This window comes from Stenotrophomonas veracruzanensis, assembly GCF_032911525.1.
Taxonomy (GTDB): domain Bacteria; phylum Pseudomonadota; class Gammaproteobacteria; order Xanthomonadales; family Xanthomonadaceae; genus Stenotrophomonas; species Stenotrophomonas africana.
Genome location: NZ_JAWJTI010000008.1, coordinates 69,361 through 92,279, shown reverse-complemented (window position 1 = coordinate 92,279; position 22,919 = coordinate 69,361). Strand labels below are relative to the sequence as shown.

Sequence of the window (22,919 nt, the reverse complement as noted above, 5' to 3'; positions counted from 1 at the left end):
CGTGGATCTACTGCCGACCAAGGTCGGCACCTCCCGGGATCGCGTGATGCCTAGCGGCGCTGCGTGCCCTCGTCGCGACTTGCCTGCGGGAACTGGAAGGCACTGTTGGCGTCATAACCGCTGTTGGCAGTGTTGCCACGCGCCGGCGGGTTGATGCTGCTGGTGCCGCTGCCGAAGCCGAGAATCTGCACGCTGATCACCGACGGCTGGTTGCGCCGTGCGTCGTCCTGGCTCTTGCGCATCACGTCCTGTGCCGCCTGGCTGGCGCTGTTCGCTGCCGCACTGGCCGACGCCAGCGCATTCACGTTCACCGTGGCCAGCACCGGCAGGCCCTTGCTCTCACCCTGCACCTGGATGTTGGCTGCATTGAGTACCTGCAACGCCGCCAGGTTGATGTTACCGGAGACACGGATACCCGCTTCGCCCGCGTCGATGGTGCCCAGCGGCGCGATCAGGTCGACGTCGCCCGGCGGCACTTCGGCAATGGGGTTCAACGTCGCGATGCCTGCGCCACTGGCCGGAGCCTGCGGCGACAGGATCACATTGCCCCAGCCGTCATAGACGCGGCGCGGTGGCGTGTACAGCAGCGTAGTCTGCGAACCGCGTCCAGCATTGATGTCACCCTGCTCCGACCAGGCCAGGATGTCACCGCCGAACGTCGTCATCACCCGCGACAGGCCCAGCAGCACGCTGTCCTGGCTGAACAGCCGGATGTCGCCCTGCCCCTGGGTCACCAGTCCGGCACTGGCCGGCGGCACCACGCCCTGCACACCCACCACGATCTGTCCGCCCGGTGCCATCAGCTCGATGTTGCCGCCGGCTTCGGTACGCACGCCGGAGCCGCCATACATCAGGATATCGCCAGTGCGTTGGATCGTCGCACCCGCTGCATCCTTGTCCGGAATCAGCGTGCCGATGGCCTCGCGGCCGCGCAGGTAGGAACCCGACCGCGGGCCTTCGGCATCGGTGTACTCGCGTCCACCTTCACGCAGTTCGGCGTAGTAGACCTGGCGCAGGAAGATGTGCTGTTGCTCCTTCGGCAACCGGTCGAAGGCCGCCAGGGCCTCGGCGCCGTCGACGGCCAGACCGAAGCGCTGTTGCAGCCACTGTCTCAACTCCTTGTCGTAGATCTTCACCACCTTGCCCGGCTGCGAAGCCAGCGACTGCGAGGAATCGGCGAGGTTGGCCAGATCCAGGTAGCGCGTGCGCAGTGCATCGAAATCAACGCCCTGGTTGCCCGCTGTCAAGGCGATGCTTGCGCCCGGGCGCGTATCGCCCTGCACGATGCCACCCAGGCTGACGATGCTTCCGGCCTCTTCCTGGCGCAGCTGCCGGCCCGCACTCACTTCGACGTTGCCGGGCCCGGCAACCGTCAGGTTGCTGCGGATGATGTCCCGTCCCGCCTCGATCCCGCTGATATCTGTACCGCTGGTGTTGAGCGCGGTGACATCCGCGTTGATTACATCGCGGCCGGCGCGCAGCCGTACCGCCGAACCCGCCTCATACCAGTCAAACACGGTACGCCCGTCATTCTGGCCATTGCGCACGAGCTGCCGCCTGCCGCCGCTGCCCAGCCCGATGATATCGCCGGCTACGGCATAGAACCGGCTTGTCGCGGTCGGGGTGGCCGGCAACAGCGCGCCAAGTGCTGTATTGGGACCGAACGCGAAATACGGCAGCACGGTGTCAGGGCTGGCGCTGTTCCCATCGGCGGGTACATTGCTGCGCACGGTTCCCGCGTTTCCGGGACCCTGTGCGATGAAGCCGGGATCGAACGGGCCGGGCACGCGGACATCACTGCTGGAGCGCACGATCTGAGTGGCCCGGTTGGCGGCCAGGATCGACCCTCCCGCCACTACTTCCAGCCGACCGGTCGCCGAGGGCGCCAGCAGGATCACGTCCTGTGCGTCTGGCACACTGCCGCTGCGCAGATTGGCAAGATTAATGTTGCCGGAGGCTGCAATGGCCGAGAACCGGGAGGGATACAACCAGTAGTTGAGATAGACGTCGCCATTGCTGGCGTTGGTCGAGATCACTTCCCTGGCCTGGTTGCTGCCGCTCACATGTTGCGTGCCTACCAGGCCCGGCGACAGATTCCCACCAGCGGAGAACAGATCCAGCGCGGTGCGCGGCGTCCACAGCGAGAACCAGCTTGTACCAGACGCGCGGCTGCCGTCATCCAGAACGATATGGTTGAAATTGGCCACGGGAACCCGGCCTGGATCGGCGGCACTACCCAGCACCACATCGCCGCGTGCCTGCAACTGCGCGGTTGAATCGCCAAGCACCAGTACCGGTCCGGCCATCGCAACCGGGCTGTCCGCCACCAGCGGATCCTTCAGGCCCAGCTGCCCATAGCTGGCCTGGATCGCACTGAGGCCGCCGATGCGCGCAGCGTCGATGCGGGTATTGCCACGAACGTTGGTCACCACGCCATTGACGTCCAGGTCCTGCTGAACCGATGTGCCACCGCGATCGCTGGCACGCAGGCCCGGGTTCAGAGCACCACCGCTGCGAAGGCCCAGGTCACCGCCGCCGGTGACATGCAACTGGCCATCGACCACGCGCCCAGTCGACCCGACCGCAACCGTAAGCGCACTCGAATGAGGCGAGGTCTCGTAGCCCAGCGCGTTGCCCATGCTGTCCAGCATGCCCATATGACGGCCTGCGTCCAGGCTCAGATTGCCGCCACCCAGCGTTCCGAACCCGGTGAAGCCAACCAGGCGGGGGGTTGCATCCAGTTCGGGCCGTACCGTGCTGTAGGTTCCGAAGTTGATCCACCAGCTGGTCGGCGTCTGCACTACACCGCTGGTGGTGCCCGATCCCTGCCGCCACAACCAGTTGCCCACCGCCGCGCTTGAGTGGCCAGCCTGGTCGCGCTGGACCGTGCCCGCTTCCGCGCGGAAGCTCCATGTATCGCCGATGATGTCGCGCCCCGCCTCAATGCGCAGATTGCCACCCTGGTCCGGATACCACGCCTGGTAGCCGGCGAGGGCCGCGTCATAGGCCCCGGAGACCTGGGTCGAACCGAGCACCGCGTTGTTTTCCGGCTTCGGCGCACGCGGCGCGTTGAAGCGCGAATCGTTGCCATCCCCCAAGTGGGTTGGCGTACCCGCAGTGTAGACACCGAAGCCGGACTTCATGCGCACGTCCTGCGCCGCCAGCAGCGCCAGATCTCCCTTGCCGGTACGCAACACGCTCCAGGCCGGCGAGCCCAGGCGCTTGCCGTAGGTGGTGACTTCGGTAAGCGTACCGCCGCCGTAGCAGTAGCCGGTGACTGCACAGATATCTTCCTCCGACATGCCCATCTCGGCGCCAAGTTCCGATGCAGGCCTGCCGACCCAGGACTCGTCCCCCCACCACATCAGCGAACCTTCCTTGTCCACCAGACGCGGCGCCGCTCCGCAGAACGGCCCCAGTTCGCAGATATCGCCTTCGGCGACACCCAGCATTTCAGCCGCCTCCCGGGGCGACTTGCCGACCAGACTGTCGTCCCCCCACCAGAACAGCGAACCTTCCAGGTTGACAACACGATCGCCTTTCCATTCCGTCGTGGTGGTCACCGTACCGATGGTGCTGTAGTGGCTGTCGGCGAGCACGATGCTGCCGTCACTGCCCAAGCGGCGCGTGCGCGGATCGGCAGACGCCGTATCTGCACCGGCCACCGCAGTTAGGTCCCATGACGTGGTCCCTTCGGGCAACATTGGGGCCAACGCCCAATTGCGCCCCTGTCGGCCGCTGGCGTCGGCCACCCGCAGCTTCACCGGAGCGTCGCCGGCCAGTTCCACCTTGGTCATCGAGGGGATGATGGCACCGGCGTGCAGATCCAACGCGCCGGAGAGCCGCATCACCATCGGCAACGCCACGCCGGCAGGCCATACCTGGGCCGCCACCGGTGCCGGATTGCGCAGCCGGAAGCCGGCGCCCAGCCGTGCGCCTGCCTGCAGGGTGAGCGCCTGGGCCAGCACGGTGCCTGCTGCCAGCACCTGGCCGCCATCGGTGGTCACCGCCGCCCCGAGCACACTGCCGGCGGGCAGCGTGAGCTCTGCCGACAGCGTCATGGCCACCGGCAGCACCGTACCGGAAGGCAAGGTCAGCGCCTGGAACGGCAGAGCGTAATTCAGTGTCACGCCGGCGCGGAACTCAGTGCCGATCTGGAGCTTGACGCCCTCGCCAGGCACGATCAGATCGCCACCAAATGCGGTGTTCGGCGAGCCCGCGCTCCGCCCTTCCAGCAGCACCCAGCCATCTTCATCCGGGTTGGCAGGCGGCGGCGCGAATCCATCGTTGATGCTGCCGTAGACGTTGATATCGCCCTCGGCACGCAGCACCAGCGCTGCCGATTCACCGAAGCCACGGCGCGCTGGATCGGTCCGGTTCGACTGCGGTCCGTAGCGGTAGCCGGACAGATCGATATCGCCGGCCACGACCAGATCGCCACGCGGGTTGTCACTGCTGGTCCGCGCCACGATCTGCACGCCGGGGCGCAGGCGGAAGCTGCCCAATGCGGCAGTGCGTTGCTGCAAGCCCGCATTGGTCAGCGCGGCGTTCATCCACTGGCTGTTGTCCGGGTCCACCACCGTGTCCAGCCAATGTTGGTTGATCACCTGCGGACGATGGCCATGCACGTCCGGAGCGCTGGCCAGCGGCGCCGAATCATAGCTGCGGAAGGCGTTGACCTGGAGATCGCCGGCACCGGCGATGCGGAGTCCGCTGGCCACGTCAATCGCAGCGTCGTTGCTGCCCACGCGTGGCACGTTGAGCTTGACGCTGCCGCGTGCGCGGCCATCGTTCTGGCCAGGGCTGCTACCCGTGGCCACCGAGGTGCCGGCGCGCAGGTCCATCGATGAGGTCGCGCCCAGCTGCAGGCTGCCACTGGCCGAGGTCAGTTCGATCATCGCCCGGTTCGGGCTGTCGATGATCTTGCTGTAACTGTCGACGCGCAAGGCGCTGCCATGCGCGTCCAATGTGCCATCGATACGCAACAGATCGCGGGCGGACAGGCGGATGCTGCCGACCTGTTCGCCACTGGCATCAATGCGGCCATTGACGAGCAGGCTGCCGCCATCGACGCTGATATCAACGTTGCGTGCCTTGACTTCATCGCCGATCACCAGGTCGCCTTCGCTCAACTGGAAGGTCCGGCCACCGGTAATGCCACCGGCGGTAAGCCGTGTATTGAGCCCGGAGAAGTCCTGCAGCTGACCTGCGCGCACCACCACTTCGCCACCGTCATAGGGCACCACGGTGCCACCGGCGTCGTAGCGGCCGCTGGCACCGCCAAGCAACGTACCTGCCAGATCCACACTCCCGCCCTGCGGGCCCTGCGCAGAGACCGTCAAGCGGCCGCCGCGGTTGTTGCGGGCGGAAAGATCGATGCGCGACGCCGCATCGGCAACGATGTCACCTTCGCGGCTCGACAGCGCCACGTCACCGCCCCAGCTGTACTTGTCTACGTCGAACAGGCTGACCTTGCGGCCGGCCATATCCAGCACCGCATTGCTGCCAAGCGCGACGTCCTGACGGGCGTTGGCTTCGAAGCGGCCGGACGCCAGCGCCACCCGGCTGTCGATCACAACGCGCTCGGCCGTGATGGACAACTCCGCACCCAACGCATCGCTGCCCGCAGTCGCCGCGGCGCCACGCAGCTGCACCGTTCCGCCATTGCGGATGGCCAGCTGCGCACCCGCGTTACCCGTAAGCAGCGGGGTGACGATATCCAGCGCGCCGCCGCTGAACTGCCAGCCGCTGCCTGCCACGTAGTCGCCCTGGCGCTGGAAGACATCCAGGCTGCCCTTGCCGGAGAACAACATGCGATCCGACGCTGCCAGGGTAACGCCGGCGAAGCCAAGCAACTGGCGATCCGCGGCCACCGACGAACTGGGCCGGGTGAAGGGCGCACGCCCCAATTCCAGCACCCGCGTATTGATTTCCAGCTGCCCTTGGCCAAGCCGACCCACCATCGCCTCGCCGGCCGGCTGGGTCTGCTCACCGCCGGGCAACGTGGTGCCGGCCAGCGTACCGTCCCAGATCAGCGTATCGGCGAAGATGCGGGCGCGGTCGGTCGCAGTGCCGTAACCATGAATGGCAGGGGCACCCAGCACCAGACTGCGTAGACTGCTGCGGCCGGTCGCACTGTCACGCGTATCCAGGTCCACGCTGCCGAACACATTGATGGCATCGCGCGCGGTCAGGCTCAGCGCCTCCAGCGCCGGCGCGCCGGTGGCGGTGTTTCCACGCAGCAATCGCTGCAGGACCTCCTGGTTCATGGTCATGCCCGCCGGCAGGCCGCCGGCTGCCGCTGCCGCCGCAATGGCTTCGGCGCTGCCGAGATTGAGCGCCGACATGCCCAGGCCGAGCTGGCGCGTGCCGTAGCTCACCGCGTCGCCAATGCTCAGAGCGCCGTCGGTGACCACGTTGATGCTGCCTGCCGACAGCAACCGGGTCTGGCCATTGCAGTCCACCACGCATCCGCCGATGTCGATCGCCACCGGACCGCCGGCACTGCCGCCCTGCGCACTGAGCGCCGTCAAGCGCTGGTTGGACACGGCAAGCAGGCCGCCCGACACCAGGTAGGGCGCCGTGGGCTGCGCCACGTGCGAGGGATCGGCCTCGGCCAAGGTATCGATCGAAGCGCCCTGCTCGACCAGGATCCCCTTGCCCCCGAACGCAGCCGACAGCAGCACTTCCTGCGCCGTCAGGTTGACGCCGTTGCGCACCACGATGTGCTGCGCGCTGCCCTCCAACGAATAGGTCGTCGCGTCAGGTCGCAGCACGCCGCCGATCAGCATCGTTTCCGGGCGGAACGCATTGAGCGCCGAATCGAAGAGGGTGGCGCCGCTGCCGCTGCCGGCACTACCGCCCTGGGTGGCAATCTCCAGCGTTGCCTCATTGGAGGCGAGCAGATTGACTGAAAGCGTGCCCCCGCGTCCGTCATTGCTGCCGGCGTTGAAGCGTGACACGCCCTGGAAGATCGCGGCTGGCGCGCTCGAACGTCCGGCGCCATCGCCCAACACCAGGTTGAGGTTGCCGGCGTCGGTTGGCCGCCAGCGCAGCGCTTCACCACGCCGCTCAGCCACGCCCTGTACGAAAGCGCTGTAGGAGGTCTCGTTGTAGCTGGCATGGCGGCGCACCACATCCGCCGGCGTCAGCACCAGATCGGTGAGCAGCGATGAGACTCCACCGCCCAGGCTCTGCGCCTGGTGTCCACTGACGCGCCAGGAACCCGTGCCGGTCGCCACTGCCTGGCGGCTGCCGACGGCGCTTTCGGCGCCGACTTCGACGCGGAATGCGCCCTTCTGCAGTGCGTAGCTGGCCGGCAGCAGCGTGTAGGTTCCGGCCGGGAGGCCGGGAACCCCGGCAGGAATGACAATCTGCTGGCCGATGCGCGGATCGGCGCTGCCGTCAGCGACCGCCTGCGGCGCCTGCGTGCCCGAGCGTCCCGGCATGATCGCGTAGACCGCATTGTCACCGCCGCTGAAGCGGTAGCGCGGGTTCGCATCCGCCAGCGCGTGCCTCAGGATGTCCACCGAGCCGCCGCGCCCCGCCACGAATGCGGCACCGGACAGCTCGCCTCCGCCGGAGACGTCCAGCACGCTGCCCGCCACGCCATTGAAAGCGTTGGCGACGATGTCGATACCGATCGGGATGTTGGTCGAGCCGGGGCCCAGCACATCGAAGTCGGCACCGTTACGGCGCCAGCCCACACCATCCACGGTACCGCCAAACGGCAGCTGCAGGCCGGCACCGCTCACCGACGTCACGCTGCCCGCAAGCAGGTCGACGCGGCTGGCCGCATCGGCGTTGAATTCCCTGCCACCCAGCTGTACATGGCCCCACGGCGCCTGCACATTGCCGCCCTGCACCACCGTCGCCGCCACCAGCTCCAGGCTTCCGAACGCAGAGTCCGGTGCCGGTTGCGCGCCGCCTGCAATGCCATGGATGCGCAGTACGGCGTCGGGGTTATGCCAGGACAGGCCTGAAGGACCGATGTCGGGGACGCCCGCCACGATGCGTCCCTTGGCCCGGGCCGCCGGATACATACGTGCGGCGCTGATATCGATCGAACCCGGGCTTGCCAGCGTGGAGACGAGTGAACTGCTGGCGACCGGGGCCAGCATGCGGATGTCACCGCGGCTGCGCAGCGCGACCTGGTCAAATCCCGCCAGCCAGGTGACGTCTCGCAGGTCGATCAGATCGGCGCTCACGTCCAGGCGATGCTGCCGGCCGCTGTCGAACGCTGCCTCCAGTGGGCGCAACGTGCCTTCCCCGGCCGGCTGCCACCAGCGCCCCTGCGCAAGGCGCACATACGGCGCGTCCAGTTGCAGGCGGCCGCCCTCGCTGTTGCCCGGGACGAGGCCGAGGTAACGCTCATTCAAGCCCTGGATGCGCAGGCTCTGGTCCATGCGCAGATTGATATCTCCCTGGGCGCGGATGTCGCCGAACAGGGCAAGATGATCGAAACCACCGGCCTCGATCTGCCCCACCGACAGTGCCGCATGGCCGTACTCAAGGCGTGCAGGCAGGTCCGCCGTCTGCGCGGCGTGCTGGGTCAACGAGATCACCCGCGGTGCCAGCACCTCCTTGCCGTCTGCCGTTCTGCCGTAGGTGCCACCACCGAAGGCAACCCCCAAGGTGCCGCCGCGCGCGCCGTCGCCGCCCGCTGCTGCGTCCAGTTCGCCGTGCAGGTACAGCGCATTGCCCGCGCGCAGTACGATGCTGCCGCCGTCGCTGTCCACCCGGGTGCGTCCGCTGCCATCAATGTCCAGCAGCGCCGAAGCACCGGACGCGTCCAGCCGCGCACCGCGCTCCACCACCACGAAGGTATCGGGCGGCAGGTGGCGTACGTTGTCCTGGTCTTCCCAGTCCAGCGCCCCCCCGATCTCGATCGTTCCACCCTTGCGCACCTGTCCGCGCAATGTCCGGCGCGCGTCGGGCAGGGAAATGCTATCGCCACTCACGTCAAGCAGTGCGCCATCAGCGATTGTCCACTGGCGCTCGCGGCGTGCATCGCCGCGCACACCGGTCGGGTCGAATGCCTCGTCCAGGCGGATGCGGCCGCCGGCCGCCTTCAGACTGCCAGCCACGTCCAGGTTGCCGGCGCTGAACAGTTCGATCGACTGGCCGGCGTCGACCTCGATCCTTGCACCCTTGCCAACGCGCAGATCGGCCGTGGACAGCAGATGCCCTGCGCGCAGTGCCAGGCTCGCGCCGCCGCGCTGCGATACACGCCCGCTGGCCGGATCCTCCTCATACAGCGACGGCGTCCAGGCCTGAACGCCCTGCTCGCGGGCCAGTGCCTGCTGTGCGCCCTCGGCTAGGCGCAGCGCCGGTCGTTCCACCTGCAGCTGGGTACCTTCTTCAACCATCAAACCGTTGTGACCAGCGATGTCATAGCCGGCGAAGCCACTCCTGAACAGTGCTGACTGCAATCGCAACGACGCCGCCGATGCATCCGTGCCAGGCGCGCCGATGGACACCGCACCGCCAGTTGCCAACGTGAAGTTGCCGCTGCCATTGCCGAGCGCGCTGAAGCGTGCGCCATCGCCGATACGGATCCGCCCGCTGCCGTCGGTGGCAACCTCGGTGCTGGCCGCGAGCAGGCTGACACTGCCGCCCTTGCCTACGCGCCCTTTGCCACTGGCATCGATCGCCCCGCCGGCATCGACAAGAATCGCTGCCCCTTCACCCACACGGATGTCGTGGCTGCTGTTGAAGCGCATCTGTCCACCGTCGATCCACGCCTGCGCGGTGTCGCCATCCGGCGCAGCAAGCGCGTTGCTCCAACTGCCGCCAAGATCGATCCGTGCGCCCGCCGCAACATCCACCGCGCCGCGTCCTGACCTCAGCAGGGCCGTGGGCCCGCCGAGCGCCGGAAGCAGGTTGCCGGCCTCCACCTGCCCGCCGGCAATCTGCACCGTTCCACCGAAGCTGACGCGGCTTGCAGTGAGCCCAAGCCGGCCGCCCTCCTGCAACCTGAGCGTGCCATCCAGGTCGATACGGCCCGCCGAAGCGAGGTCCACCCGCCCCCAACGCTGGGCGCTCAGGACCTCACTGTCCAACCACACGGTATTGCGCTGTGTTTCCCCGATCGGAGCCTGCAACGTCCATGACCGGGAGTCGGCCTGCAGCGCTCCGATGCGGATCTGCGAATCGAACACTGCACTTCGGCCGTTGTTGTCGAAACGCCCCAGCCAGAGCTGTGCGTTGCGGGCCGCCGCCGTCTGTGCCTGCGCGTACCCGTCCTGCCCCTGGTCGGGGCGGCGCGTCTGCTGCAGGCCCTGAAAGGCCACGGTATCCACCTGGCCCTGCAGGACAGCCGTGGGCGCCGAGATCAGCAGACGGCCAGCATCGCGTCCCACGGTATAGCCATTGTCGAACCGCTGGATGGGTGCCACCAGCGGATTGCGGAACGATTCGGTCACCCCCCACCGTTCCTGCTTCACTTCATAGCCCTGGTACAGACCGTCGTACAGCATCTCGGCCGGTGCATCATCAAGCCGGTACAACTGCCCGTCGCGGCCACGCAGCCAGCTCTGCTGCACCACGCCGGACTGCACATCCAGGCTGCCACCGGCCAGATTGATGCGCGAACCGGCGTGGCTGACGACTTCCTTGCCTGCCAGCTGGACGGTGCCGCCCTGCGCTGCCCATTCGCTGATCGAATGCCCCTGATTGTCCAGGTAGCCCCCCACTTCCAGCAGGCCGCCGCCGGCATACCAGCGCGTACCTTCATAGCCGCCGGTACCGGCGGCGACTTCGGTCAACTGGCGGCGGTCGATCCACACCTCGCTGCTGATCAGCTTGCCGCTGTCACGGTTGTCCGGCGAGTCGCGCAACTCATTGCCCTGCACCTTCACCTTGACGTTGTTGCTTTCCATCGCCACCTGCACGCCCACCGCACCGGAGACGTCCACGCGTGCGCCATCATCCAGATAGCTGCGCCGGCCGGCGTCGGCGATCACCTGGCCGCCGGTGGCCACCGCCAGCGAGCCGGCCTGGAAGTTCACATCGCCGCCGGAGACGACTTCGATGCGCGATTGCTCGCGGCGGTCCTCCAGGCGCGAAAGATTGTCGAAGGTGCCACTGTTGCTGGAACCGCGCAGCTTGTCCTGCTCGGTGGATTCCCTGATGAGGACGTCGCGCTGGCTGTCCAGCGCCGCGCTCTTGCCATCGTCTTCCAGCAGTACTGCAGTGGTCGAGCCGGAGGCCAGGGTCACACTGCCCGCCGCATCGGACGCCGAGTTCAACAGGTGCACCGTACCGCGCTGATTCAGCGTGGTGGACGCAACTGCAACGCCAGCCTGTTCTACCCGGCGTCCAGCCAGGGTGAGGTCACCTTCGCGCGCCTGGATCAGGCCACTGTTGCGAACGCCGCCCGCCGTGCTGTCAGCGACGAAGCGCGGTGCGATCTCGTTGCCACGGGTGGTCGATGCAGTGTTCTGCGCCGTGCCCACGCCACGGCGGATCACGAAACTGTCGCCGGCGGCAAGCTGGCTCTGGCCTTTGCGCGTCTCGATGTGTCCGGCGTTCTCCACACTGTGGCCGGCCAGCAGTACATAGCCACCGCCGCGGGTGGCCGTGGTCGGTTCGTGCGTGGTGATGCGTGCGCCGCGCTCGACCATGACCTTGCCCACGGCGTCGGTCAGAGCCGAGGTGTTCGCGTCGGCACTGTACAGGCCATGCTCACGGAACTGCGCATCGCTGATGCGCGCGGCCGCTGCCACCAGATTGCGGACATTGACCTGGCTGTTGTTGCCGAACACCACACCGTTGCGGTTGGCCACGAACACCGTGCCATTGGCCTTCAGCTGGCCAAGAATCTGGCTGGGCCGTGCGGCGGGATCATTGACCCGGTTCAACACGGCCCAATCGGCGTTCTGCAGGAAATTCAGCGTGGTGTTGCCACCTATGTTGAAGGTTTCCCAGTTCAGGATCGCCTGGTCGGCGGTCTGCTCAACGTTGACCAGCACCCGCCCGTCGGCCGCCTGCGACTGGATCGCCTCGCGGGCGTTGATCCAGCCGCGGGTCAGCGGATTCTCGTCAACCTTCAGGCCATCCTTGCCCAGGCCATCGGCCACTACGAAACCCGCCTCGCGGCGCGCCTGCCGTGCCTGCTCCTGCAGGCGCTGCTGCAGGGCGATGGCCTGCGCGGCCGTACCAAGGTTGTCGATCGACTGCTGCAGCTTCTGCCGTGCCGCATCCTGCTGCTGCGCGGGCAGCTGGAACTGGATCGGCACGCCATTGGGCATGCGCCCGCTCTGTGCCGCCGCGCCCTGCGCCGCACCGCGCTCGGCGAACCAGCCGGGGCTGAATGCCTGTTGGGCCTGAGTGGCCGGAGCCACCACGCTGCCCAGGGCCACTGCGACGGCCCAGGCCATCGGGTGGCTGCGCCACAGGGCAGCGGGGAAACGGGCGGTGGGCGAATGCGGGTGCGACATCGGGGACCTCGTCAACCTGATGGGCCGCGTCGTCGGCGGCGTGTGTACGGATGGACCTGCTCGAGGCACGCCCTGCACCTCATAGACGGTGGTGGTGGCGTGAAGGCGACAGGCGCATCACTGTCATGCAGCGGACATACGCACAAGGCGCCGGCATTGCTGCCGGCGCCTTGTGCGCTTCCTGCAACTACCAAAGCAATCGCAGTTACAGCGGTCGGCCGATACCCGAGCAGGTGCTCGGATTGTTCACCGCACCAGCGTTGCTGGCGGTGGCAAAGCGGGTACGGACCGCATCACGCCATGCCTTGGTCAGCGGGATGAACTTGTGCGCGCGGACCGCGTCGTCGTTCGGGCCCTTCTCGACGCCGTTGGCGTCCACGACGCTGCCGTAGTGACGGGCCAGGAAGGCACGCACGTTGGCGCCCACAGTGCCGTTCTTGTAGCACTGGCCGAACACAAAGTTGGTGTAGCCGGCGATCGGATAGCCCGCGTTCGGGTTGCCGAACACCGGCACCCAGTTGGCGGGATTCTCTGCAGCGGTGCCGGTCGGCGGCGCAGCGGTTTCCAGCGTGGCCTGCACGCTCACTTCATCCGGCGAGAAGCCCTTGACCTTGGCGACCTTGGTGGCATCGGTCAGGCTCGGGATGACGTCCGGGCCGACGTAGCCGACACGGCCGTCAACGGCATAGACAGCGTTGTACAGCGCGGTGCCACCGGTGGCCGGGGCAGCGACGAAGTTCGACGGCAAGCTGGTGAACAGGTTGGCGAAGGTCGACTGCACCGAGAACGCCGGCACGCCGTTGGCCAGCTTCAGGTTGGTGCCCGACACGTCAGCCGGCTGGCAGGCGCTGGTCAGGAAGCGGGTCAGCAGTTCGCTGGTGCCGCTGCTCTCGCCACGGTAGACAACCTGGATGGCACCGGTACGGCCCAGGCCCGCCAGCTGGCTCCAGTTGTTGATCTTGCCGGAGAAGATGCCGCAGATCTGGGTCACCGACAGGTCAACGGCCGAACCGGCCTTGTTGAACGGAATCGTGACCGAGGTGGCCACCGACGGGATCTGCACCAGGGCGCCGTAGCGGTTTGCATCGCCGGACACGTTGTAGGTGCTGTTGTAGGTGTTCAGCTCGGTGCTGCTCAGCACCGAATCGCTACCGGCGAAGTGCACGGTGCCGGTGGTGGAGAACAGCGCCGAGTTGTTTTCCAGGAAGGCCTTCTTGCCGGTACCCGAGCCGGTCACGGCGTAGCTGAAGTTGGCCGGCAGGATGCTGTCAGCCGAACCCTTGTAGAGGTCGGCCGGCAGCGAGGCACCGCCACCGGTGACGGCAGTCTGCGCCGAAGCGGCACCGGCGGTGGCCAGCAGCGCGGTGGCAACCAGCGCGGCCAGGGTCTTGTACTTGTTCATGATCTTCTCCTGAAGGGTTTACTGCGAAGGGAAACACCAAGGGAGGAACGGTCATTACACGCCTGCTGCCGCCGAGGGCCTCCCAGCCCACTCTGCGGCGACGTGTCCATGCTGGTCCGCGCCGATGACAGGCCGCTTAAGAAACCTGTGGAAGATCGAAAAAAGGTGTGGAGGATTGTGTGGAGAATCGGCCCATGCCCCATTACAACGACGCCGCTCGATCGACTGGTGAAATCGACTGGGTGGAATCGACCTGATGGAATCGACTGGATGGAACCGACTGGGTAGAGTCGACTGTTAGTCGACTGCTTATCACACTCAGTAGCCGCACGCGCTCCGCGCGCTAGTCGACTGACAGTCGACTCCGCCCGTGATGTGCGTTGCGCATCACTGCACCAGCTGGTTCATTTCCATGATCGGCATCAGCACGGCCAGCACGATCGTCAGTACCACGCCGCCCATCACCAGGATCATGGTCGGTTCCAGCAGCGCGGTGAGTGCCATCGCGCGACGCTCGATCTCGCGCGAGATGGTCTGTGCGGCGCGATCCAGCAGCGGTGCCAGCGAACCGGTCTTCTCGCCACTGGCCACCAGATGCACCAGGATCGGCGGATACACCTTCTGCAGCTTCAGCGCAGAGCCAAGCGCGGCACCTTCGCGCACGCGCTCAGATACGTCATCGGCACAGCGCGCCAGCAACGCATTGCCCAGGGTCTGCCGGGCAGCTTCAAGCGCACGCAGCAGCGGCACGCCAGCATCCAGCAGGATCGCCAGTGTCGAGGCGAAGCGCGCACTGTTCACACCCAGCACGAAGCGCCCGACCATCGGCACCCGCAGCAGCATCGCGTCCCAGCGCAGGCGCAGTTCCGGCCGGCGCAACGCCAACCGCCAGGCCACCACCAGCGCAGCGATGCCGAGCCCCACCCACATACCCCAGCTGCGCACGAACGCGCTGGCGGCCAGCATCACCTGGGTCAACATCGGTAGCGTCTGCCGCGCCTGCACGAACGCGGTCACCACCTGCGGCACCACGTAGCTGAGCAGAAAGATCACGATCGCCACCGACACCAGGCTGATTGCCGCCGGGTAGATGAAGGCGGTCAGCACCTTGGCCTGCAGCGCATTGCGCTCTTCGATGTAGTCGGCCAAGCGCTCCATAACCCGTGCGAGGTCGCCGGAGTCTTCACCTGCACCCACCAGCGCCCGATAGATCGGTGGAAAATCGCGCGGGCGCGCTGCCAGTGCCATGGTCAGGCGCTGGCCGGCGCGCACGTCGGCGCGTACCGCGGTGAGTGCCTGGGCCACGTGCGGACGTTCTGCCTGTTCAATCACCGCACTCAATGCACTTTCCAACGGCAGGCTGGCGGCCAGCAGACTGGCCAGCTGCCGAGTAGCCCAGGCCAGCTCGCTGGCAGACAGCCGGCGGGCGCGCCAGCCATTGCCCGCAGTGCGCGCCGCACTCACCTGCACCGGTGTCAGCCCACGACCGCGCAGTAACTGGCGCGCACCGCGCGGGCTGTCGGCATCCAATTGGCCCTTCTCGATGCGGCCCTGCGCATTGGCCGCCTGGTAGTCGAACAGTGCCATGCAGGCCTCAATCGTCGCCGGTGACGCGCAGGATCTCTTCCAGCGTGGTCACCCCGCTGTCGACCCAGCGCTGGCCATCCTGCCGCAACGTCCGCATGCCCGCGCGCCGTGCTGCCTCGCGCAGCGCGGGCTCACCCCGCCCTTCATGGATCAACGCGCGCACGCGGTCGTCGACCACGAACAGCTCATGGATGCCGGTGCGTCCGCGATAGCCGCTGTGGGCGCAGGCCGCGCAGCCCCCCGCACGCCATACGGTGCGGCCCTCGCCATCCACCTCGGCGCGCCGGCAGTGCGTGCATAGCCGCCGCACCAGACGCTGCGCCAGCACGCCGCGCAACGAGGACGCCAGCAGAAAAGGCTCCACACCCATATCGGCCAAGCGGGTCACCGCCGAGATCGCATCGTTGGTGTGCAGCGAGGCCAGCACGCCATGCCCGGTCAGCGACGACTGCACGGCGATCTGCGCGGTTTCCAGGTCGCGGATCTCACCGATCATGATGGTGTCCGGGTCCTGGCGCAGGATCGCGCGAAGCGCGGTGCCAAAGCTCATGCCGATGCGCGCGTTGACCTGGATCTGGCCGATGCCGGCGAAGTCGTACTCCACCGGATCTTCCACGGTGAGGATGTTGCTGGTGGTGCTGTCGAGCTGGCCAAGCGCGGCGTACAGCGAGGTGGTCTTGCCGCTGCCGGTCGGGCCGGTGACCAGCACGATGCCATGCGGCTGCCGGATCAATCCGGTGAAGGTGGCCAGGGTGTCATCGGCCATGCCGAGGCGCTGCAGCTGCAGCCGGCCAGCGTCCTTTTCCAACAATCGCAGCACGGCGCGTTCGCCATGCCCGGTCGGCACCGTGGAGACACGGATATCCAGCGGCCGCCCGCCCACGCGGATCGCGATGCGCCCGTCCTGTGGCAGGCGCTTCTCGGCAATGTCCAGGTGGGCCATGATCTTGATGCGCGACACCAGCGCTGCATGCAAGGCGCGCCGTGGCTGCACCATGTCGCGCAGCGTGCCGTCCACGCGGTAACGCACTACCGAATGGGTCTCGAACGGCTCGATATGCAGATCGCTGGCGCCATCGCGTGCAGCCTGTGCCAGCAGTGCATTGATCATGCGGATCACCGGTGCATCGTCCTGCGCATCCAGCAGATCGGTGACCTCCGGCATGTCCTGCATCAACCGGTCCAGATCGACTTCGCTTTCAGCGGCACCGACCACGGCAGCGGCATCGCCGCCGTCACGGTACTGCTCTCCCAGCCGCTGCTGCCAGGTCGCCGGATCCAGTGCCTGGAACGGCAGCGGACCATGCCGGCGGCGCAGTTCGGCCACGGCCCACGCCGCGGTGTCGGCGGTGCCCAGCAACACGGGCTCGCCGCCCGCCTCGGACAGCATCACGCCATGGCTGCGCACCCAGGCGTACGGCAGCGGCGCGGCGGCACTCACGGCCCGATCACCAGTTCCGGCGTGTAGCCGAGTCCGCGCAGCTGCTGCAGCGCCGGGTCCAGCGTCGCCGGATCGCGCGGCAATCGCACGCGCAGGCGCTGCCCGTTCTCGCCCGGCGTCGCTTCGGCATAGGCCTGCAGGCCCAGTGCCCGCACCTGTGCCACGCCCTGGCTTGCACGCGCCGGGTCCAGCCCCTGTGCGAACTGCACCAGCTGGGCATCGCCCTCTCCGGCCGCATACAACGCCGCCAGACTGGTGTTCTGCAGTGGCTGGCCCTGGCCATCGCGCGCATTGCCCTGGCCGAGTACAGACAGGTCCTGCGGCGGCAGCTGCGGTGCGGACAGCGCCGGCAATGCCCAGCTCTGGACCGGCTGCGCGCTGGCCTGCGCGTTGCGCATGTAGTCGTAGCGGTCGCGGGTCAGGCGCTGGCCGGCGGCCGGGTCACGCACCACGTGCGGGCGCAGGAAGACCATCAGGTTGGTCTTGGCGCGCTTGCGTGTGTCGCTGCGGAACAAGGCACCCAGCACCGGGATCCTGCCCAGCCCCGGCACCGCATCACGGCCATGGCTGACGCTGTCTTCCAGCAGGCCACCGAGCACCATGATCTGGCCATCGTCCAGCAGCACGCTGGTATCCAGCGCACGCTTGTTGGTGATGATGCCGGCCGTGCTGCTGGCACTCTGCGCGTCGATGCTGCTGACTTCCTGGTAGATGTCCAGCTTCACCGTACCGCCCTCGGAAATCTGCGGGCGCACCCGCAGCTTCAGGCCGACGTCCTCGCGCACGATGGTCTGGAACGGGTTGTTGCTGCCGCCGCCACCGTCGGTCACGTAGCGGCCGCTGACGAACGGCACGGTCTGGCCGACCATGATGCTGGCCGCCTCGTTGTCCAGCGTCATCAGGTTCGGCGTCGACAGGATGTTGGCGCCGCCCTTGCTCTGCAGCGCGTTGGCGAGCGCTTTCATGTTGAGGATCTGGCCAACACCGGGCAGGTTGATGGTGCCGTCGATCACGCCGATCTTCAGGCCGTCCCTGGGCAGCACGTCCAGCGTGGTGCGCGCACCGGTATTGAGCCCGCTACCGCCGGTGGCACCACCGAAGTGGGTGCCACCAAAGGTGCGTCCATTGCCCAGCATCCACTGCACGCCCAGCTCGGCCGCATCGGTCTGGTTGACCTCCACGATCAGGCTCTCGACCAGCACCTGTGCACGGCGCTGGTCGAGCTGGTCGATCACCCGCCGCAGGTTGCGGTACACCGGCTCCGGTGCCGAGATCAGCAGCGTGTTGGTGGCCACGTCCGCCTGCACCGAGATGCCGTTCTGGCTGAAGCCGGTGCTTCCCGCATCGATCGGGTCACGGCGGCTCGGGTCGAGCCGCTGCGATTCCAGTGCATTGCCTCCGGTCTTGGCCTGCTGCGGTTGCGAAAGCTGCGCGGGCGTGGAACGGTTGGCGTCACCCGGCAGTGGTGTGATGCCTTCATTGCTGCCCATCGCGGGAGCATCGCTTTGCCCGGCCACCACGCCCCGCAGCACACCGGCCAGCTGGTTGGCCTGGGCATTGCGCAGGTAGACCACATGCAGGTTGCCGGACTCGTCCTGGGCGCGGTCCAGCTTCTCCACCAGCTGCCGCGCCAGACGGGTGCGGCCGGGACTGCTGGAACGCAGCAGCACGCTGTTGCTGCGCGGGTCGGCCATGACCACCACCTTCTGGGTGGGCTCGGCGCCCTGCGCGTCCAGCAGCGGCGCGACCATTGCCGCTACGTCAACGGCAATGCCCTGCTGCAGCTTAACCACATCGGTGTCCATGCCGGCCGGTGTATCGACGCTGGCGATCACCCGCGCGATGCGCTCCAGGTTGTCGGCATAGTCGGTGATCACCAGGGTGTTGTTGCCCGGGTTGGCGGTGATCGGATTGTCCGGGCTGATCATCGGCCGCAGCACCGCCACCAGCGCGGCCGCGTTCTCGTAGCGCAGCGCGAAGGTGCGCGTGGTCACCTCACCGCCAGCACCACCAGCGCCGACGCGCCCTCCCAACAGCTTGGCATCGGCCTGCGGCACCACCCGGCTCACGCCGCCGTTCTCGACCACCGCGAAGCCACGCATGCGCAGTGCGCCGAGCAGCAACTGGTAGGCCTGGGTCCGGCTGACCGGGCCGTCGGAAACCACCGTCATCTTGCCGGTCACCCGCGGATCGACCAGGAACTGGCGCCCGGTAAAGCGCGCCGCCATGCGCAGCACGCCTCCAATATCGGTATCCACCAGGTTCAACTGCACCGGCTCGTCGCGGGTGTCCTGCGCCAGCACCGATGCCGGCACGTGGGCCATGCCCACGATCAGGGCCAATGCAGCACTGCAGGCAAGGCTGCGCGTCGCCCTCATGGATGGGCACCCGCGTTGAGCGCCATCACGATGTTTCCGGAAATCCGTGCCGCCGGCATGTTCGCATCCCCTGTGCGTGTCAGTTGCAGCTGCTGCAGTTCGATGGCCGGATCGGCCAGCACGGGCAGCAGCCAGTTCCACAGCGCGTCAGCGGGCACCGCCTGCACCTGCAAGTGCCAACGCCCGCCGCGCGCTTCGATGTGCAGTCGGTCGGCGAGGCCGGCCGACGTGATTCCGTTACGCAGCCTGGCCGTCGTCGGGCGCTGCCCCTGTGTCTGCTGCTGGCGCTCGCGTGCCTGCAGCAGGGGTGCCAGTACGCGCGCCTGCGCCTGCAGCCGCGGCAGCTCGGCCTGCCAGTGCGTGCGCTGCTTCAGCAGTGGCTCCAACCACAACATCCACAGGCCCGCCGCCAGCAGCGCCACCACCATCACCCACAGCATCAGCCGGTCGCGCGGTGGCAGGCGTTGCCAGCGCTGCTGCAGGCCCGCCAGTTCCCCGCCCAGCCGCAAGGTACGGATCGTCACCGTCCCGCTCCGCTCACCCGCAGGCGTCCACCCGCTTCGCGCGCCAACAGCAAGCCCTGCGCCTGCAGCGCCTGCTGCCAGCGCTCAAGCCGCTGTGGATCATCGGCCAATGCTTGGGCGTCGGCATCCAGCTCCATGTCCAGTTGCCCGGGTTGGTAATGCAGGCTGCGCACTTGTCCCGCGAGCTCCGGAACCGCCTGCAGCGTGCCGGCCACCTGACGCTGCAGCGGCGGCAACGGCGGCGCCGGCGGTGGCACTGCAAGTGCTCGCCTTGCCTGCAACACCGGGTCCACCACATCGGTGATCTCCGGGAAGCGCGCGCTGAACTGCCGTGCCATGTCCTGCTGCAGCGCTTCACCCTCGATCCGCCAACGCGAGACCTGCAGCTGCAGGCCGAGTGCAGCCAGCAGTACTGCCGCCAGTGCCAGCCCTATCGCAAGCCGCGGCGTTTTCTGGCCCGTGCCGGGCAGCGGCAATGACCAGCCTGGCAGCGGGCCACAGACCTGCCGTTCATGCGTGACGGCGGTGGCCGGCAGGCTGTCCGGCCACGCCGGCGGCACGCTGTCGATCCATTGCACGGCCTGCACGCCGGCCTGTTGCAGGCGCACGGCCAGCGCCTGCATCACCGCACAGGCGTCACGTCCGCCGCACCATTGAACGAAGCCCCGATCGCGCCCGCTGCGTACCAGCAGGTGCTCGCCGCTGATCTGCAGCGTGGCATGGCCGTCCTGCCAGGGCAGCAGCAACGGCGTCGGATACAGTGCCTGCAGCCGCAGTGCACACGAAGCCAGCAACTGCTGCGCCTGCAGAAGCGCCTGCTGGCCCAACCAGGTCACAGGAACCGTGCCGTCCGCCGCCTGAGTGCCATGGGCCAGCGCCACCTCCTGCAGGTCATCCAGCAGCATCGCCTCCACCTCGCCCTGCAACGCCGACTGCAGGCGGCGCCCGGACAACGGCGGCAGCTGTAGTTCCAGCAGGATCAGGTCGTTCGGATCGAGGCAGGCATGCACCGCAGCCTGCGGATGCCGCAGGCCCAGCGCCGCCAGCGTGTCGCGGCCATGAACCAGCACCTCGCCCTTGTGCAGCTGCGCCCAGTCCAGCTCACTGTCGCCGCGCAGACGTTCAAGCGCCGGCAGGCGCACCCGAAGCTGCTCGTTCATGCGCCGATCCTCGTCCATACGCGCTGCACACGCACGCCATCATCGCGGTACTCGCGCCAGAGCAGCGCGCGAAAATCAACCGCGCTGCCGTCAGCCTGCACCTGGCCGACGGCCAGGAACCACTCGCTATGGATACCCAGGGGAAGCACGGCCATCTGTTCGTTGCTCAGTTGGAGTCGGTTGGCGATGTCGCCGCGATTGAGCAGCCAATGGCCAGCGTCGCGCTCACCCAGCAACGCCTGAAGCCGTGCCGGCTCGACCGCAGGCGTCACCGCCCGCAGAACGCTCAGGTCGCTGGTGTTGGCATTGACCAGGGTCTGCGCCGGCAACACCACGGTGCGCCGCGCCAGCGCCTGCAACGCCACCGGATCGGCACCGGGCAGCGCCTGTTCGATCAGTGACTCGCGTGGCAGCGGCGCCTGCGCCTGCATGTCGCCATCGCGCAGGCGCGCCTGGATGTGGTCGGCGGCGGATGCGCAGGCGCCCTGACCCAGCCCCTGCCCGGCACACAACGCGATGAACGCGCGCCGCGCCTCGGGGTCCGGCCTGCCATGCGCAAGAAGGTTGCGCAGGTTGAACATCGACTGCGCATCCACAAGCTGCAGCTGCACCGGCAACGGTGCCTGCAGTTCCAACGGGCGCGCCCAGCGCCCGCTGCGCACCGTGGTCAGCTGTTCCTTTACATCCTCACGCAGCTGCTGCGCCGCACGCTCCAGCGTTGCGTCCACCGCCATGCGTACCTGCGCGCGCAGCTGGTCGCCGCGCAGCGCACGCAGCTGTGCCGACTGCCGGGTCAGCAGTGCCGTGGCAATCACCGCCACCAGCGCCACCACCAGCAGGGCGACGATCACCGCCATGCCACGTTGACGGACACTCGAAACAGAACGCATCCGGGCTGACATCGGCCTGCCTCACAGCTGCCAGGAGCCGATGTCCGCGTTCCCGGCGTCGCCACCGGGCTTGCTGTCCGCACCCAGCGAGAACACATCGATGTCGCCGTGGGTGCCTGGTATCTGATACTGGTACGGTTGGCCCCACGGGTCATTGGGCAGGCGATCCAGATACGGCGTTACCGGCAATCCACCGCTGCCCTGCGGCGGCTTCACCAGCGCCTGCAGGCCCTGCTCGGCACTGGGATAGCGACCGTTGTCCAGCTTGAACAGTTTCAACGCCTGCATCAATGCAGCAATGTCCTGGCGCGCTGCCACCACGCGCGCCTGGTCGGGACGGTCCATCAACCGCGGCACGATCAATGCGGCGAGGATGCCGATGATCACCACTACCACCATGATTTCGATCAGGCTGAAACCCTGCTGCCGAGCTTTGCGACCACGAACCTGCCTTGCCATTGTTCCGCCCTCGTCATCCTGGAAGAGACCGCTGCACCATGGTCAGCGGTGCATGTGTCAGTACGATAAACATCCGCCGGCAATTCGCTGCGCGTGTGCCTGCGCTGGCGCCGTGCGTGCAGCCGGTGCACATGCCGCCTCGAACAGGTGCCGCGGCACCCTTGCCAGCGTTTCGTCGATGCAGCCGCGCAGCAACGGGTGCGCGCAGGCCTGCAGCAGGCGCACGCACTGCATCGGCGACCACGCTGTCCCATGATCGAGGCCGATGAACATCCGATAGGCCTGGTGATAGCGCAGGTCGTCGTACACCCGCTGGGCACTGCTCAGATCGCGCACGACCAGCAGCAGGGCCGCGCGCTGCAGCAGCCGCGCGTCGCCTGCATCAAGCGGCAGCGGGCTCATGGCCGTTTCGGGCCAGGGCCGCAGCTGCAGGTCGAGGGCTCTTCGCAGCGCCATCAGTGGGTGCGCGCTACCATCCAGTGCCGCCCAACGCGCCGCATCCGCCCACGCGTCACTGGACAGTACCCATACCCAGGAGTGTCCATAGCGCTGCACGTTCAATGGCGCATGTCGTGCCTGCTCCAGTGACTGGCTCAGGTGACGATCCAGCTCCAGCATGCTGATCCTGCGACTGTCTG

At 67.5% G+C, this 22,919-nt stretch carries 10 protein-coding genes; all 10 read right to left on the bottom strand.

The window, feature by feature from the left end:
* Positions 1-50 precede the first annotated feature (50 nt).
* The gene (locus R1H25_RS08340; RefSeq protein ID WP_317223322.1) at positions 51-12,440 is read right to left on the bottom strand and encodes a filamentous haemagglutinin family protein; all 12,390 of its coding nucleotides are present in this window, start codon (positions 12,438-12,440) and stop codon (positions 51-53) included.
* Between the two features lie 205 nt (positions 12,441-12,645).
* The gene (locus R1H25_RS08335) at positions 12,646-13,842 is read right to left on the bottom strand and encodes a substrate-binding domain-containing protein (protein ID WP_317223321.1); all 1,197 of its coding nucleotides are present in this window, start codon (positions 13,840-13,842) and stop codon (positions 12,646-12,648) included.
* 387 nt (positions 13,843-14,229) lie between these two features.
* Complete coding sequence (gene gspF / locus R1H25_RS08330; protein ID WP_317223320.1) at positions 14,230-15,429, bottom strand: type II secretion system inner membrane protein GspF; 1,200 nt, start codon at positions 15,427-15,429, stop codon at positions 14,230-14,232.
* A gap of 7 nt (positions 15,430-15,436) precedes the next feature.
* Positions 15,437-16,870 carry a type II secretion system ATPase GspE gene (gene gspE, locus R1H25_RS08325; RefSeq protein WP_317223319.1) on the bottom strand — a complete coding sequence of 478 codons (1,434 nt, stop codon included), beginning with the start codon at positions 16,868-16,870 and terminating at the stop codon, positions 15,437-15,439.
* Complete coding sequence (gene gspD, locus R1H25_RS08320; protein ID WP_317223318.1) at positions 16,867-19,248, bottom strand: type II secretion system secretin GspD; 2,382 nt, start codon at positions 19,246-19,248, stop codon at positions 16,867-16,869. The genes gspE and gspD overlap by 4 nt, the downstream gene beginning before the upstream one ends.
* Positions 19,245-19,772 (bottom strand): type II secretion system protein GspM, encoded by a 528-nt coding sequence (gspM, locus tag R1H25_RS08315; RefSeq protein WP_317223317.1) that lies wholly within the window; start codon positions 19,770-19,772, stop codon positions 19,245-19,247. The genes gspD and gspM overlap by 4 nt, the downstream gene beginning before the upstream one ends.
* The gene (gene gspL, locus R1H25_RS08310) at positions 19,769-20,932 is read right to left on the bottom strand and encodes a type II secretion system protein GspL (protein ID WP_317223316.1); all 1,164 of its coding nucleotides are present in this window, start codon (positions 20,930-20,932) and stop codon (positions 19,769-19,771) included. Before gspL ends, gspM begins: the two co-directional genes overlap by 4 nt.
* Entirely contained in the window at positions 20,929-21,834 is a 906-nt protein-coding gene (gspK, locus tag R1H25_RS08305; RefSeq protein WP_317223315.1) for a type II secretion system minor pseudopilin GspK, read from the bottom strand. Before gspK ends, gspL begins: the two co-directional genes overlap by 4 nt.
* A gap of 9 nt (positions 21,835-21,843) precedes the next feature.
* Complete coding sequence (gene gspG / locus R1H25_RS08300) at positions 21,844-22,281, bottom strand: type II secretion system major pseudopilin GspG (protein WP_317223314.1); 438 nt, start codon at positions 22,279-22,281, stop codon at positions 21,844-21,846.
* Between the two features lie 57 nt (positions 22,282-22,338).
* Positions 22,339-22,899 carry a hypothetical protein gene (locus tag R1H25_RS08295; RefSeq protein ID WP_317223313.1) on the bottom strand — a complete coding sequence of 187 codons (561 nt, stop codon included), beginning with the start codon at positions 22,897-22,899 and terminating at the stop codon, positions 22,339-22,341.
* Positions 22,900-22,919 lie beyond the last annotated feature (20 nt).